The sequence below is a fragment of the Nonomuraea sp. KM88 genome (genome assembly GCF_052245635.1).
Classification (GTDB): domain Bacteria; phylum Actinomycetota; class Actinomycetes; order Streptosporangiales; family Streptosporangiaceae; genus Nonomuraea.
Genome location: NZ_JBQQCC010000001.1, coordinates 314,443 through 330,169, shown reverse-complemented (window position 1 = coordinate 330,169; position 15,727 = coordinate 314,443). Strand labels below are relative to the sequence as shown.

The 15,727-nt window shown below is 71.9% G+C and carries 11 protein-coding genes; 6 read left to right on the top strand and 5 right to left on the bottom strand.

Annotated elements, in window-relative coordinates:
* Positions 1–24 precede the first annotated feature (24 nt).
* The 6 genes from ACTWPV_RS01525 (at position 25) to ACTWPV_RS01500 (ending at position 8,876) form a co-directional block, all read left to right on the top strand.
* The gene (locus tag ACTWPV_RS01525) at positions 25–1,014 is read left to right on the top strand and encodes a hypothetical protein (protein WP_443150278.1); all 990 of its coding nucleotides are present in this window, start codon (positions 25–27) and stop codon (positions 1,012–1,014) included.
* A gap of 150 nt (positions 1,015–1,164) precedes the next feature.
* Positions 1,165–1,434: a 30S ribosomal protein S20 gene (rpsT, locus tag ACTWPV_RS01520; protein WP_347641674.1), complete on the top strand. Its 270-nt coding sequence runs from the start codon at positions 1,165–1,167 to the stop codon at positions 1,432–1,434.
* 186 nt (positions 1,435–1,620) lie between these two features.
* Positions 1,621–4,677: an ABC transporter permease gene (locus ACTWPV_RS01515; protein ID WP_443150277.1), complete on the top strand. Its 3,057-nt coding sequence runs from the start codon at positions 1,621–1,623 to the stop codon at positions 4,675–4,677.
* The gene (locus tag ACTWPV_RS01510) at positions 4,674–7,268 is read left to right on the top strand and encodes an FtsX-like permease family protein (RefSeq protein WP_443150276.1); all 2,595 of its coding nucleotides are present in this window, start codon (positions 4,674–4,676) and stop codon (positions 7,266–7,268) included. The genes ACTWPV_RS01515 and ACTWPV_RS01510 overlap by 4 nt, the downstream gene beginning before the upstream one ends.
* The gene (locus ACTWPV_RS01505; protein WP_347641671.1) at positions 7,265–8,191 is read left to right on the top strand and encodes an ABC transporter ATP-binding protein; all 927 of its coding nucleotides are present in this window, start codon (positions 7,265–7,267) and stop codon (positions 8,189–8,191) included. Before ACTWPV_RS01510 ends, ACTWPV_RS01505 begins: the two co-directional genes overlap by 4 nt.
* Positions 8,184–8,876 carry an ABC transporter ATP-binding protein gene (locus tag ACTWPV_RS01500; RefSeq protein WP_165974647.1) on the top strand — a complete coding sequence of 231 codons (693 nt, stop codon included), beginning with the start codon at positions 8,184–8,186 and terminating at the stop codon, positions 8,874–8,876. The genes ACTWPV_RS01505 and ACTWPV_RS01500 overlap by 8 nt, the downstream gene beginning before the upstream one ends.
* Before the next feature lie 91 nt (positions 8,877–8,967).
* Here ACTWPV_RS01500 and holA read toward each other — a convergent pair whose 3' ends face one another.
* The 5 genes from holA to ACTWPV_RS01475 form a co-directional block, all read right to left on the bottom strand.
* Positions 8,968–9,939: a DNA polymerase III subunit delta gene (gene holA, locus ACTWPV_RS01495; RefSeq protein ID WP_443150275.1), complete on the bottom strand. Its 972-nt coding sequence runs from the start codon at positions 9,937–9,939 to the stop codon at positions 8,968–8,970.
* 306 nt (positions 9,940–10,245) lie between these two features.
* Entirely contained in the window at positions 10,246–12,840 is a 2,595-nt protein-coding gene (locus tag ACTWPV_RS01490) for a ComEC/Rec2 family competence protein (protein WP_443150274.1), read from the bottom strand.
* 1 nt (position 12,841) lies between these two features.
* Positions 12,842–13,381 carry a helix-hairpin-helix domain-containing protein gene (locus ACTWPV_RS01485; RefSeq protein WP_443150273.1) on the bottom strand — a complete coding sequence of 180 codons (540 nt, stop codon included), beginning with the start codon at positions 13,379–13,381 and terminating at the stop codon, positions 12,842–12,844.
* Between the two features lie 876 nt (positions 13,382–14,257).
* Positions 14,258–14,479, bottom strand: coding sequence for a hypothetical protein (locus tag ACTWPV_RS01480; protein WP_443150272.1), 222 nt, complete (start codon positions 14,477–14,479; stop codon positions 14,258–14,260).
* A 414-nt stretch (positions 14,480–14,893) separates the two neighbouring features.
* A complete protein-coding gene (locus ACTWPV_RS01475; RefSeq protein WP_347641664.1) occupies positions 14,894–15,715 on the bottom strand; it encodes a DegV family protein in 822 nt (273 codons plus the stop codon).
* Positions 15,716–15,727: the final 12 nt, after the last annotated feature.

The window sequence follows — 15,727 nt, the reverse complement described above, 5'->3', positions numbered from 1 at the left end:
AGTCTTTCATGGTGACATGCCCGGATGAATGCCCGGACCGTCATCCGCCGCGGCCTGCGCCTGCTCGCGCTTGCCGCGGCCATCGTGCTGGCGCTGGTCGGCCTGATCGCCGCCACGCTCCGCATCCAGTTTACCGGTGACCCGGCCGCATGGGCGAAGAGCACGGGCCATGACGCCCTGTGGCTGGGCCATGCGTGGGTCGACGGGCGCCGCACCGAGCGCGACGTCGAGCGGCTGGCCGTACGGCTGCGCGCCACGGGGATCAAGGACGTGTACGTCCACTCGGGACCTTTCGAGATGGATGGCCGATTAGATCCAGCCAAATACCCCAACGCTCGAAATTTCCTGACGTGGATGCGCGAGCATCTCCCGACCGTCCGCATCTCCGCCTGGCTCGGCCAGTCCGTCAACGACGCCCTCGACCTCGACGACCCCAGGGCCCGCCAGAACGTGCTGGCCGGCGTCGCCGCCATCATGAAGGAGGGTTACGACGGCATCCACTACAACTTCGAACCCATCGGCGACGGCGACACCGAATTCCTGCGGCTCCTCGACGAGACCAGGCGGCACACACGACTGCTGTCCACCGCCAGCCCGCAGATCGAGCCCTACCCCGGCATGCGCCTGACGGCGAGGGCCGTCCTGGGCCACGACAAATACTGGTCGTCGGGCTACTTCACCCAGGTCGTGAACCGGGTCGACCAGGTCGCGATCATGACGTACGACTCGGGCACCCCACTGCAGGCGCTCTACGGCGGCCACGTCGTCAGGCAGTCGGAGCTGGCCCTCGACCTGGTGCCCGGCGACAAGTCGCTGTTCATCGGCGCGCCCGCCTACCATGACCACGGCCTGGCCTGGGCCGACAACGCCGAGAGCGTCGAGATGGCCGCCGAGGGCGCCAAGCTGGCCCTGTCGGAGCACGGCCGCCGCGAGCGCTTCGGGCTGGCACTCTACGTCGACTTCGCCGCCACGGAGGACGACTGGCGTGAGTACATGACGCGCTGGATGGCCTAGCTCCCGTACACTGATGGACGGACCCATTTTCCCAGGCCGTTGATTTGAGCAGCCGCCTGGGTTATTGGTAATCTGTTCAACTGCGTGTGGCGCGCCCTCTCATCGAGCCCGCGCGCCCCATCCATCACTGACTTTCACCGAGGCTTCTTCGTGGCGAACATCAAGTCCCAGATCAAGCGCAACAAGCAGAACGAGAAGGCTCGCCTGCGCAACAAGGCGGTCAAGTCGTCGCTGAAGACGGCCGTCCGCAGGTTCCGCGAGGCCGCCGAGCAGGGCGACGTCCAGCAGGCCGTCGCGCTGCAGCGGGCCGCCGCCCGCCAGCTCGACAAGGCCGTCAGCAAGGGCGTCATCCACAAAAACCAGGCCGCCAACCGCAAGTCCGCGATCGCCAGGCAGGCCGCGGCACTGTCCGCCAGCTGACGCAGCACCAGAAACGCCGCATCCCCTGAGGGATGCGGCGTTTGCCGTTTCGGCAGACTTTTGTCACAGTTTCGATATCACACGGGCGTCGCCGCCTCGTATCGGCTCCGTCACCGTTGCGAAGATCACCTTGCTCTCCCTCCCGCGGGTGCCCGACAGTGCAGCTAAACAGGCAAAGGGGGGCACATGCGGGGGCCGTTGGTCGTCAAACGGGCGTTCAGCGAGCCGCTGCTCCTTCTGGCCGCGTTCGGGTCTATACTGCTGGCCACCACCACGCTGGTCGCGCTGACCATGTACGCCTCCTCCATCGCCGAGGCAGGCGTCCGCAGGACGATGGAGACGGCGTCGTTCGAGCAGACGGCCGCCACCATCAGCGCGCCCGTGACCGCGGAAACGTTCCCCGCCTTCGACCGGTCCGTACGCGCCCAGCTCGACCGGGCCTACACCAGGCCCCCGGCCATCACCACCAGCTTCCGCTCCGACTCCTACGTGATGCCCGGCCAGGAGGGCGAGGAGCGGCCCGAGCTGCTCAGGTTCGGCAGCCACGACGCGATCGACCGGCACGCCAGGCTCATCTCCGGCGCCTGGCCGCGCGACGGCGGCGACCACGTGCAGGCCGCGATCTCGTTGTCGGCCTCCTCGGCCACCGGCTTCGAGACGGGCGACGAGTTCACCACGCGAGGCCGCCTCGACCCGCGCCCGGTCGAGGTCCGCGTCGTCGGCGTCTTCCAGCTCAACGACCCCTCCGGCGCGCGCTGGGCCGGAGAGCAGTTGCTGGCCAGGGGCGTGGACCGCGGCGACTTCACCACGTACGGGCCGATGATGGTGGCGCGCGAGACGTTCATCGCCCGCTTCGCCAGCAACGTCAACGCCACCTGGACCGCCGTCCCCGACCTGAGCGCGCTGACGCCCGAGCAACTGCGCCCGATGGCCGCCGCGCTCGGCCAGGTGGGCGAGCGGCTGAAGGCGGACGGCTGCGACCGCTGCACGGTCACCGGGCACCTGCCCGAGATGCTCACCCAGCTCGACACCGCGTCCCTGGTGGCCCGCTCCACCATGCTGATCCCGGTGCTGCAGCTGCTGTTGCTGGCCGCGTACGCGCTGATGCTCACCGCGCGGCTGCTCGCCGACCACCGGCGCATGGAGGTGGCGCTGCTGCGCTCGCGCGGCGCGGGCACGACGCGGCTGGCGAGCCTGGCCGGGGGCGAGGCGCTGCTGGTGGCGGTGCCGTGCGCGATCGCCGCGCCGTTCCTCGGCCCGCCGCTGCTCGCCCTGGTCAACACGCTGCCGTGGATCAGGTCCTCGGGCGTGCGGCTGTCTCCCACGGCCGATCTGGGCACGTTCCTCGTGTCGTTCGGCGTGGCCCTGGCCTCGGCGGTGCTGCTCCTGTTGCCGGCGCTGGCGGGCGCGCGGCGCACGTACGTGGAGGAGCAGTCGGCGCGCGGCCGCAGCGGCGGGCGCGGCCTGATCGAACGTGCGGGCGCCGACGTGGCGCTGCTGGTCGTGGCCGGGCTGGCGATCTGGCAGCTCCAGCACTACGGCGCGCCCGTGACCGCGACGGCGGGCGGCGGGCTCGGCATCGACCCGCTGATCATCTCAGGGCCCGCGCTGGCCCTGCTCACGGGCGGCATGCTGGGGTTGCGGCTGGTGCCGCGCATCTCGAAGCTGGCCGAGCGGCTGACCTCCCGGCGGCCCACACTCGCCCCCGCGCTCGGCGCCTGGCAGGTGGCCAGGCGGCCGCTCAGGTACGCGGGCCCGGCGCTGCTGCTGACGATGGCGATCGCGATCGGCATCGTCTCCCTGGCCACCGCGTCCACCTGGCGCACCTCACAGCTCGACCAGGCACGCCACCAGGCGGGGGCCGACCTGCGCCTGTCGGGTCCCGCCGACGGGCCGGAACTGGGGTCGCTGGGGCGCGGGACGGCGTTCACCGCGCTGCCGGGCGTGACGGCGGCCTCCCCCGGCTTCCGCGGGCAGACCGAGGTGGGCGGCGAGAGCGCGGTGCTGATCGGACTCGAGGCGAGCAAGCTCGGCGAGGTGTTCCAGCTGCGGCCCGACCTGTCCGCGAAGCCGGTCACCGACATGTCACGCGAGCTGGAGGGGACGCACGCCGACCGGCTGGAGCTTCCCGGGCGGCCGACGACGCTCACCCTCCGCGCGAAGGTGGAAGCCGACCTGCCGCTGCGGCTGGTGCTGTCCGACGGGCTCGGCGTCTGGCGCGACGTGCCGCTCGGCGTGCTGAAGCCCGGGGACAACCGCGTGGAGGTGAGCCTCAAGGCCCTGGCGGGGCAGAGCGGGAAGATCACGTACCCGGTCGCTCTGCGCGGTCTCGTCGCCGGCGCGCACGAGAGCACCGCGAACCTGACGCTGACCGGCCTGAGCGTCGACGGCCGCGAGCTCGCGACGCCCCAGATCTCGATGGAGGAGGACGACGCCCGTCCGGCCGTGGCCACCTTCGGGACCCGCCGGGAGGCGCCGCTGCCCGTCGTGCTCACGTCCGACCTGGCCGCCTCGCTCAAGATGGCCGTGGGTCAGGTCGGGCGGGCCAGCATCGACCGCAGGGTCCTGGAGATCAAGGTGGTGGCCGTCGTACAGACGATGCCAGCGACCACCGCCGGCCAGCCCGCGGTGCTCGCCGACTGGGAGACGCTGCAGACGAGTGGCCTGGCCGCGGCGCAGCTGCCCAGGCCCGCGACCGAGTGGTGGCTCGCGGCCGACGACACCTCGGCCGCGGTGGGGGTGCTCAAGAGCCGGCCGGAGTGGGACGTCACCCCGCTCGACCAGCGCGCGCTGACCGCCCAGCTCCAGGACGACCCGCTGGCCAGCGGCCTGCAGGGGGCACTGATGCTCGGGTTCCTCGCGGCGCTGGTGTTCGCGGCGCTCGGCTTCCTCGTGAACGCGGCGGTCGCGGCGCGCGAGCGGATGGCCGAGTTCGGGATCCTGCGGGCGCTCGGGGTGAGCTCCCGGCAGGTGTTCGGGATGCTGGCGGTCGAGCAGGCGTTCGTCATCGGCCTGTCCCTGGCGGCGGGCACCGGGCTGGCCGTGGTCGTCGGCACGCTGGTCGTGCCGCACATCGTGCTGACCGGGCAGGCCTCGGCCGTCACGCCCGGAGTGCTGCTCGACATCCCATGGGCCGCCACCCTCGCGATGTTGCTGCTGGTAGCGGCGGTGCTGCTCGCCATCGTGGCCGGCCTGGCACGCAATCTGCGCAGGCAAGGGCTCGTCCTCCGGGAGGAACAGTGAGGATCCCGCTGCTCGCGCGGGTGCACCTGGGCACGGTCGCCGTGCTCTCCGTGCTGACGATCAGCGCCTGCCTGCTGATCGCGGGCCTGCCCAGGGGGATGCAGGCCTCCTTCGACCAGGCGCTGCGGCGCTCGCTGAGCACCGCCGCCGCCCAGCAGGCCGACCTCACCGTGGCCGTGACGTCGGACTCGAATGAGGACGATCTCCACCACCGCGACCAGTTCACCGCGCGCGACCGCGAATGGCGCGACCTCCTGCCTCCAGGGCTGCGCCCGCTGATCACGCCCGAGGGCACCGGCTCCAGCCACATGAGCGCCAAGACCACCCTCACACCGATCACCGGGACCAGCGGCACCAAATACATCAACCTCGGCTGGCTGTCCGACGCCGGTCAGCGCGTGACCTGGGTCCAGGGACGGCCCCCCGGCAAACCCGGCACCACGCGGTACGACGGCGAGACGATCCCGGTGTTCGAGGTCGGGGTCGTGACGGAGGCCCTGCGGGAGATGGACCTGCGGGTGGGCGACACGAGAACGCTCGGCGAGAACGACTACGTCGCCGTGAAGATCGTCGGCGCCTTCGAGGCCAGGAACCCCGGTGACCGCTACTGGGACCACAACCTCGACATCCTGCGCGTCACGAAGATCCAGCCGCCGGGCTCCCTCGACTTCGAGAAGCACATCACCTCGCTGATGTCCGACGACGGGCTGACCGCGCTCAGCGGCGAAGGACGCCACCTGGCCTACCACTGGGTCCTGCCCATCGCCGCCACGACGGCGAACGCGCTGGACGTCCCCGCTCTCACCACCGCGATCTCCGACTTCGACCGCCTGATCGGCATCCAGGCGACCGGCACCGTCAGCCCCTACCGCCTGATCACCGGGCTGCCCAAGCTGCTCGGTGACTTCCGCGCCGGGCTGGCCACCGCCGAGACCGTGATGTACCTCGTGCTCGGCGGCCTCCTCGCCGTCGCGCTCGGCGTCCTCGTGCTGGGCGCGCAACTGCTGGCCGACCGGATGGAGCCCACGCTCACGCTGGCCCGCGCCCGCGGCGGGTCGCTGCGCCAGGTCGCGGGCACGGGCGCGGCACTGACCGGGCTGGCCGTGGCGCCCGCGGCCCTGGCCGGGTACGCGCTGTCGTACCTCGTACCCGGCCCCGTGCTGCCGATCGTGCACGCCGGGCCGGTCGTCGTCATCGTCGTGACCGTCGGCTACGCCGCCACGCGGCTCGCCTTGACCTACCGCACGCCGCTCCACGAACGCCGCGACGACGTCGCCACCGCCCGGCCCTCGGCCAGGCGGATCACGCTGGAGGTGCTGGTCGTCGTGCTGGCGCTGGCCGGGGCCTACCTGCTGCGGGCGCGCGGGCTGGACGACTCCGCGGGGCAGGACCCGTTCCTGCTGCTGGTGCCGATCGCGCTGACGCTGGCGGCCGCGCTGATCACCCTGCGCTGCTACCCGTACCCGCTGCGCCTGCTCGTACGGCTGACCGCGCGCGGCCGGGCGGCCGTGCCGTTCCTCGGGCTGACCCGGGCGGCCAGGGCGCGCTCCGCCAGCGTGCTGCCCGTGCTGATCATGCTGCCCGCGCTGGGCGTGTCGGTGTTCGCCGCGGTAGTTTCCGACGGGATCGCCGGCACGCAGACCCGGGCGTCATGGCAGCAGGCAGGCGCGCCGATCAAGATGACGTCGAACATCGAGATCCCGGCCGAGGCCATCGAGCGGGTACGCGGCGCGGCAGGCGTGGAACAGGTGGTGCCCGCGCAGACCGCCCGCGTGCAGGTCGGCTACGGCGCGGAGCGGGCCGAGGCCATCGCCGTGGACGTGGCGCAGTGGCGGCGGCTCATGGGCGAGGCCCCGTTCGACCTGCCCGCCCTGCCCAGCGGCGCGCTCGTCTCCCCCGAGTTGCAGGGGCGGGGCACGTTCGAGATCGGCTGGCAGTCGCGGGTGAAGCTCGCCACGCGCGGCGTGATCGAGTCGGTGCCCGGCTTCTTCACCAAGGGCAAGTTCCTCGTCGTGCCCATCGACGTGCTGACCCGGCCGGCGGTGAACACCCTGCTGATCAAGGGGGACGCCTCCGTCGACGAGCTGGAACAGCTGGTCCCGTCGGCCACCGTGGTGTCCCAGAAGGGCACGCTGCGGGCCATCCAGGACGACCCGCTGACGAGCACCGTACGCTGGACCATGGTCGTCGTGACGGTCGCGCTGGCCGCGTACGCGCTGGTCGCCGTCGTGCTGGCGCTGGTGGTCGGGGCGGCCGACCGGGCCAGGGCGGTGTCGTTCCTGCGCACCCTCGGCCTGTCGGAGCGTCAGGCGCAGCGGCTGACCGTGCTGGAGATCCTGCCCATGATCATCGTCACCGCGCTGGTCGGGCTCGGCCTGGGCCTCGGCCTGCCCGCCGCGCTCGGGCCCGGCGTCGACCTGTCCTCCTACGCCGGCGACCTGCCCGTCGGCGACTACTCTCTCGACCCGTTCCTGCCGAGCGCGCTGGCGGCCGGGCTGGCCGCCGTCGCCGTGCTCGGAGCCTACGCCCACACCGCCGTCAGCCGCCGCCGCAGACTCGGCGCCGTCCTTCGAGTGGGAGACCTCACGTGAACCCGACCCTGTCCGAGCTGGAAGCGAAGGCCACGCGGCAGAAGGCCGCGTTCGGCGGCGACGCGCACATCGTGTGCGACAACCTCGTGCGCATCTACAAGACCGAAGGCGTCGAGGTCGTCGCGCTGCAGGGCTTGGACCTGGTGATCGACAAGGGCGAGCTGGTGGCCATCGTGGGCGCGTCGGGCTCGGGCAAGTCGACGCTGCTCAACGTGCTGTCCGGGCTCGACGTCCCGACGGCCGGGGTGGCCAGGGTGGCGGGCATGGATCTGCTGTCGATGAACGCCCGCGCCCGGCTGCGCTACCGGCGTTCCGTGGTCGGCTTCATCTGGCAGCAGACGGCCCGCAACCTGCTCCCGTACCTCACCGCCAAGGAGAACGTCGAGCTGCCGATGAAGCTGGCCGGCGGCAGCGGGCAGCGGCGGGAGCGGGCGGGCGAGCTTCTGGAACTGCTCGGTGTCGGCTACTGCGCCAACCGCAAAACTCCCGAAATGTCGGGCGGCGAGCAGCAGCGGGTGGCCATCGCCGTCGCCCTCGCCAACTCCCCCCAGCTCATCCTCGCCGACGAACCGACGGGCGAGCTGGACAGCGAGACGTCGGAGCTGGTGTTCGACGCGCTGCGCAAGGCCAACAGGGAGCTGGGCGTGACCGTCGTGGTCGTCACCCACGACCCGCTCGTGTCCGAGCAGGTCGACCGGACGGTGGGCATCCGCGACGGCCGCACCAGCAGCGAGACGCTGCGGCGCGAGGACGCCGAAGGGCAGATCATCGCCGAGGAATACGCCGTACTCGACCGGGTGGGGCGCCTGCAACTCCCGCGCGACTTCATGAACGCCCTCGAGATGGAACGCCGCGTACGTCTCGAGCTCGAATCCGACCACATCGGCGTGTGGCCCGCGCGAGAGGAGCCGTCAGGTGAGTGAGTCGCCCTTGGTCGTGGTGGAAGGGGTGCGCAAGGTCTACCGGAGCGGGCCCAAGGAGGTCGAGGCGCTGCGGGACGTGTCGTTCTCGGTGTTCCCCGGAGAGCTCGTCGCGATCCGCGGGCGGTCGGGGTCGGGCAAGACGACGCTGCTCAACCAGATCGGCGGCCTGGACAAACCGGACGCCGGACGGGTGGTCGTGGACGGGCACGAGGTCACCGCCATGTCCGACGACGAACTGCTCGCCCTGCGCAGGGACGTGGTGGGATTCGTCTTCCAGTCGTTCGGACTGATCCCCGTGCTGTCGGCGGCCGAGAACGTCGGGGTGCCGATGCGGCTGGTGCGCATGCCGGTGAAGGAACGCGAGGAGCGGATCCGGATGTTGCTGGCGCTCGTCGGGCTGGAACAGCACGTCAACCAGCGGCCGTACGAACTGTCCGGAGGGCAGCGGCAGCGGGTGGCGATCGCCCGCTCGCTGGCCAACCGGCCGCGCCTGCTGGTGGCCGACGAGCCGACCGGGCAGCTCGACTCGCAGACGGGACGGCAGATCATGGAGCTGCTGCGGGCACTCGTACGGAGCGAAGGGGTCACCGCCCTGGTCGCCACCCACGACCCGAGCCTCATGACGCTGGCGGACCGGGTGCTGGAGATCAGCGACGGCGTGGTCCGCGAGGAGGCCCTCACCTGAACGCCGGTGACGATCACCGGCGTGCGGCTGGCCACGATCACCGTCCCGCCGGCGCCGCCGCCCGGCCACATACCGGCGACGCCGGTGACGATCACCGGCCCGTGCGGCTGGCCACGATCACCTGCACCGTGTGTTCGAGCGCGTAGGCCGGGTCGGCGCCGCCGCCCTTGACCTGTTCGTCCGCCTCGGCCACCGCCTGGATGGCCTTCGACAATCCGTCGGGCCCCCACCCGTTCAGCTGCCGCTTCACCCGGTCGGCCTTCCACGGGGGCATGCCGACATGGCTCGCCAGCTGACCACCCCGCAGGCTACGCGGCGCGCCGGCGACCTTGGCCAGCGACCGCAGCCCACCCGCCAACGCGCTGACCAGCAGCACGGGGGCGACGCCGGTGCCGAGCGCCCACCGCAGTTGTTCCAGCGCCTCGGCCAGCCGCCCTTCGATCGCGGAGTCGGCCACGTTGAAGCCGGTGACCTCGGCCCGGCCCTTGTGGTAGCGCGCCACGGCGGACGCGTTGATCGTCTTGCCCTCGGTGTCGAACACCAGCTGGCTGCAGGCGGCTGCCAGCTCCCGCAGATCATTTCCCACGGCGTCGAGCAGCGCGGTGGCGGCGTCGCCGGAGATGCTCCGCCCCGCACGCTTGAACTCCCCCTTGATGAACTCCAGCCGCTCCCCCGTCTTGGTCACCTTGTTGACGGTGATCACTTGGGCCTTGGCCTTCTTCACCCCGTCGACCAACGCCTTGCCTTTGACCCCTCCCGGATGCGCCAGCACCATCACGGTGTCGTCGGAGGGCTGCTTGGCATAGGCCACGACCTCGGCGATGACGTCTTTCGGCAGATCCTGCGCCGACCGGATCACGATGACAGACCGGCCGCCGAACAACGACGGGGAGGTCAACTGCGTGAGCTCGCCGACCGACACCTTGCCGCCCAGGAGGTCATGCACCTCGGACTCGGGATCGGCGGCCCGTGCCGCCGCGACGAGCCCGGTCACCGCCCTCTCGGCCAGCAACTCCTCATCTCCGACAACCAGGGTCACAAGCGCTGGATCGGTTCCCGCCATGGGGGAAGCATGCCAGACGCCAGGGACAACCAGGTATTCGCCGCAGCGACGCCGGGGAGGCCACGGTCCAACGTCGTGCTCGGCCTGCGGAAGGGCGGCCTCACCCGGCAGAACGAAGCACCATCCGCACAAGCTCGACCCGTGCGGCACATGACGCCGGGCGCCTCTGCCGGGGCTCGCTCTCGCCGGGAGAGACCACGCGCCACCCGCAGGAAGCCCGACCCGAAGCAGCGCATGACACCGCCCACTTACCGAAGGCGTGTCCGAACCAGAAACGGGGCGCTCCCGGCCCGGCTGCGTGCGGGTTCAGGGTGCCTGGCCGCGCGAGAGCACGGCCAGGCCACCTTCCCTCTCCACCACGGCGAGATCCCCTGAGTGGTCGGTCCGGTAGACGGCCGCGCCGAGCGTGCGCAGCAGGGCGAGCGTGGAAGGCGCCGGATGGCCGTAGTCGTTGTCCTTCCCGACGCTGATCAGCGCCGCTCGAGCGCCCACGGCCTCCAGGAAGGCGGGTGACTGCCTGTTGGATCCGTGGTGCGGGATCTTCAGGATGTCGGCCCGGACCGCGGAGCGGCGTAAGACCTCTTCCTGGGCCTCGGTCTCCAGGTCGCCGCCGAGCAGCACGGAGCCCGATCGCCAGCGTACGTGGAGCACCACGCTGGAGTTGTTGATCGCGCTGCCCTCGCCCTGGCCGGCCACCTCTCCGGAGGCCGGCTCGGGAGCGAGCACGGTCACCTCTGAGGGGCCGAACGTCCAGCGAGTCCCCGGCGCAACCGTCCATTCCGGTATCCGGCGCCTCTCCAGCGTGCCCGAGACGCGTGCGGAGGCACGCGCCATGGCCCGCTGCGGGCTGACGACCACCGCGCCGACACGCCGGTCACGGAGCACTCCGGGCAGGCCGCCCACGTGGTCGGCATGCGGATGGGTGAGGACGAGCAGCGGAACGTCGTCGACGCCGAGGCCGCGCAGGCACCGGTCCATCCCGACCGGGTCGGGCCCGGTGTCCACCACGACCCCTCGTCCCGGCCCTGCCGCGACGACGATCCCGTCGCCCTGGCCCACGTCGCACATCACCATGAGCCAGCCCTTCGGCGGCCAGGGCGTCGCGATCGGCCGGATCACCAGCACCGCCACCAGAGCGGCACCGGCCGCCGTCAGCACGATCGCCCGCCAGGCGCGACGCCGCAGGATCAGTGTCCCGGCCGCCGCCGCGAGCGCGAGCAACGCCAGCCCGGGAAGGCCGCCCGGCCACGGCACGGTGGCGTACGGCAGGCCCACCGACCATCGGGCGACCGTGATGATCCAGCCGACCGCGTAACCGGCCGGGACCACCAGGAACCGTGCCCCGTCAAGCCATACGGGGGCCACCAGGGCAGCCCCGAAACCCAGCAGGGTCGCGGGAGCCACCGCCGGAGCCACGAGGAGGTTGGCGACGAGAGCGACGGGAGTGAGCTGTCCTGACATCAACACCAGAACCGGTGTCACCGCCACCTGCGCCGCCGCCGGCACGGCGATGGCCTCGGCGAGCCAGCGCGGCAACCGCACCCGTGAGCGGGGCTCAGCCCTCCGCCCGCCAGATGTTCCTGAGCCGTTGCCCGCGTCGGGAACCGGCCCGCCACCCCGGTCCCGCCCCGCCGGGTCGCGGCGATCGCTCCCCGGGCCACCGCTCGGCGCGGCCGCGCTGTGCGGTCGCGGCTCCGCGCCCGGGCCCTGCGGCGGTGCGTCGCCCTCGTCCTGCTGGGCCGCCGACAGTCTGTCGCGCCAGCGAGGGGCGAGGAGGAGGATTCCGGCGGTGGCGGCCACCGAGAGGGCGAAGCCGTAAGACCTGGCGAGTTCGGGGACGAAGAGCACCAGCAGGAGGACCGTTGCCGACAGGGCCGCGAAACCGTCTCGTGCCCTGCCGGTGCCCAGCGCGACCGCGGCGGCCAGGCCCATGAGGAGAGCACGCAGGACGCTCGGGGACGGGCGGGCCACCACGGCGAACGCGAGCATGGAGAGCGCGGCCAGGACGGCGCGTACGGGCAGCGGGAAGCCGAACAGACGGGAGAGAGCCAGCATCGCACCCGCGACGATGGCCAGGTTGGCCCCGCTCACCGCGTTGAGGTGGCTCAGGCCCGCTTCTTTGAAGTCGGCCGTCACCTGCGGGTCCATCCGCGAGACGTCGCCGACGACCAGGCCGGGGAGGAGGCCGCGCTGGTCGGGAGGGAGCACGTCGGCGGCGGACCGCAGGCCCGACCTGAGGGCGCCCGCCGCTGTCTGGAGCTCCGACGGTGGCGTCAGGACCCGCGGCGGGCCGCGTACCAGGAGGACGGCCGCCACCAGGTTGCCCGCGGTCGGCATGGCGAGCCGGCCGGTGACCTCGAGATGCTGGCTGGGGAGGAGAGGGGCCCAGGCTGCCCCGCTGGAGAAGACGGTGACGGGGACGTTGACGGCCTGCCGGCCCTCGGCCGTGCGGATGATCGTCAGGGTTGCCGGGGTCACATAGCTGTCCGGGCCGAACGGGATGCTCTGGCTGGTTCTGCGTCTCGGGTCGTCCGTCAGCGCGATCCGGGCGGTGACGAAGGCGTTCGCGGCCGCGAGTTCGGCCACCGGACCGCTGGTCACGGCGTGAACCCTGAAGGCGACCGAGCCGGATGACGCGGCCGCGCAGGCGAGGGTGGCCAGGATGACACCGCGCCACGCGGCCGGCCCGCCGGCGGAGCGTCCGTCCCGTCGTCCGGGGAGTGAGCGGGTGTGCCAGGCCACGGCGGCGGCGCCGAGGGCCGCGACCAGGGCGACGGCCGTGCCGATGCGCGCGGAGCAGCCGAGCAGGATCAGCGCGCTCGCCCAGGCGGCGATCGCGGGGAGCAGCAGGGGCCAGGCGTGGCTCTTGCCCGTGACGGGCGGCAGCGGGTGGTCGGTCATGTCAGACGCGCACCTTCGGCTTGATCTCGTCGAACTTGCGCGGCCCTATGCCGCTGACCTCGCGGAGCTGGTCGATGGAGGTGAAACCGCCGTGGGTGGTACGGAAGTCGGCGATGCGTGCCGCCAGCACCTCGCCCACGCCCGGCAGCTCTTCGAGCTGGTCCGGTGTGGCGGTGTTGAGGTCGATGACGCCCCCGGCAGGGCCCGTGATCGGCGAGCCCTGGGCCATCGTGCCGGGAGGTGCGCCCACGACGATCTGCTCTCCGTCGATCAGGCGTCTGGCGAGGTTGAGAGAGTCGAGGGACGCTCCTCGTGACACTCCCCCGGCCGCGGTCACCGCGTCCGTGACTCTGGCACCCGAGGGGAGCAGGTAGACGCCAGGCTTACGGATCTTGCCTGCCACGTGGACCGTCACCTTGGGCGCGGTGGGGGTCGTGGACGGGGTCGGCGACGACACGGGGGTGGGTGGTGGGAGCGGCGCCGGCGAGGGCTGGGATCGCCAGACGAAGAACGCCGCGACGGCTACGGCCAGGGCGCCCACGGCCACGAGGACACGCAGACCGGGCCTGCCGGGATCGAGGGCAGGGCTCTGGGACGCAAGGGCCGCCCGGAACGCCTGGAATGTCGGCGGAACCGGGGCGGGCCCGCGCTGCCGTGCGGTCTGCTCGGTCTGTGTGGGCTGTCCAGACTTGGCGGGCTGTCCGGATCGTACGGGCCCTGCGGGGCGGGCGGCTTGTGAGCGGGGTGACAGCTGAGGCTGTGGAGGGCCGTAGGCAGCGGCGAAGGACCACGGTGGCTCAGGAGCCAGGTCGAAGGCTCCAGACGCCTCACGGGCCTCACTGGCGCTCTCCACGATCCGCGGCTCGCCGGACGCCCTGAGGAATCCGCCGGCGGCCTCGTGAGGTTCGGGGAATCTGTCGTCGTTCCGTGGCTCGTCAAGGAGCCTCTCAACGGGCTCACGGACATCGTCACGCGGCTTCCCAGGAGAACGGTCTCCATCGACGGACCACGGTGCCTGAGGGGAGAAGCCGTGGGAGCCGGTGGCGTAAGGCATCCTGCGACCCTCGGCGGGGTTGCGTGCCACCCTCGCGGGCCGGCGGCGGGGGCGGCGGGGTGGGGTGGCGATCGAGCGCAGCCGGGACTCGGCGATGACTCGTTCGGCCGTCGGATCGGGGGTTCGCACGCAGGTGAAAGTAGAGGTGCGGGCGGCCGTGCCAGGGGACCGAGCCGCGTTCTGTGGACGACGTCGGCGGCCGGGAATGGGTTGTGGACAACGCTGGGGTCGCGAGCTCGGCGCCGGTGACGGAGGGTGCGCGGCCGAGCCTGTACGAGCGAACCCGGAGGGCCCGACCTCGCGGCGGCTGGGCGGAACCGCTCCATCCGGGTCCGCCGCGCGCGTCATCAGACGGCCACCGCGCTAGCGGCGTACTCGGAACCTCAGATGACATCCTCCCGGCCCTGTAGGATCGGGATTCCAGCCGTCGACGAAGTGGTACGGCGCCTCGGGATGCCAGCCCTCGGGTTTGGGCCGGTGGGACACCACGACCACGTGGTCGCCCGCGGGCGGATGACCTTCCCATCCGTTCGTCAGGTCGAACAGGTTGCGGCCCATCGGGCTCGTGCCGATCGCCTCCCACATCGCCCGGACGTATCCCGCCGATGCTTGTGAGACCTTGAAGGCGCTTCCCGTTCCTGAATGGTCGTACTGCTGGTCCGCACCCTCGGTGATCAGGGTGTCCCCGCTGAAGTACCAGTCGTGACTCCTCCGCTCCCTGAAGGAAGCGGCTTCTCGCCCCGCTTACGCGGGAGACGACGGCCAAGCCCTGACCGATGCCCGAAAGCACAAGCACCATCCTATCCGCAGGAGGCGACGGTGTCCGAGGTTCTGCCACTGAACGCCCGGGCCTTGGCGGCCCTCCCGCTCCCGATTCCCCCATCGCCTGAAGGCGACGGTCCCCTCAGGAGGCTCTGATGGACTCAGTGTGGCCGACGACCTCCCTCACCATCGGATGTGAGCCGCACGGACCACTACCGGTGCGCCGTCCCGCCGACGTCAGTGGTCAGCGTGCCGGAGAGCGGCGACGGTCAGGCCGAGCATGCCGGGCCCCACGTGGGCGCCGATCACCGCTCCCACCTCGATCACCCGGGACTCCGCCGGTGACGGCATCCGCTTGGACAGCCGCTCGGCCAGCGCCCGGGCGCGTTCCGGGGCCTGCAGATGTTGCACCGCCACCTCCACCGGCCCTTCACCCGCCGCCTCCACGGCCAGGTCTTCGAGCCGGGCGATGGCGCGCGACGAGGTGCGGACCTTCTCGAGGAGGGAGATCCGGCCGTCCACGATGTGGAGCAGCGGCTTGATCATCAGGGCCGAGCCGAAGAGGGAGGCCGCTGCGCCGATGCGGCCGCTGCGGCGCAGGTAGTCGAGGGTGTCGACGTAGAAGAACGTGCGGGTGACCGCCACGCGGCTGCGGGCGGCCGAGGCCACTTCCGCCAGGGAGGCTCCGCCGGCGGCGGCGCGGGCCGCCGAGAGGAGCGGGTAGCCGAGGCCCATCGCGATCGAGCGGCTGTCGACCACCTCCACCGGTACGGGGGCGTCGGAGGCGGCCGCCAGGGCGGAATCGGCGGTGCCGGACATCGCGGCCGAGAGGTGGACCGACACGATGCCCGTGGCGCCCGCGGCGGCCAGGGAGGCGTAGCAGGAGGCGAACGTGGCGGGCGCGGGCCGGGAGGTGGTGGCGGAGGCGAGGTCGCCCGTGAAGGAGCCCTCGTCATGAGCCACTCCCTTGGCGATCACCTGCACGGGTACGACCGTGACCAGCGGCACAGGCGGCAGGTAGGCGGTGGAGTCGGTGACGACGGCGACCGTGGGCGGCATGTGCCGGGGTCA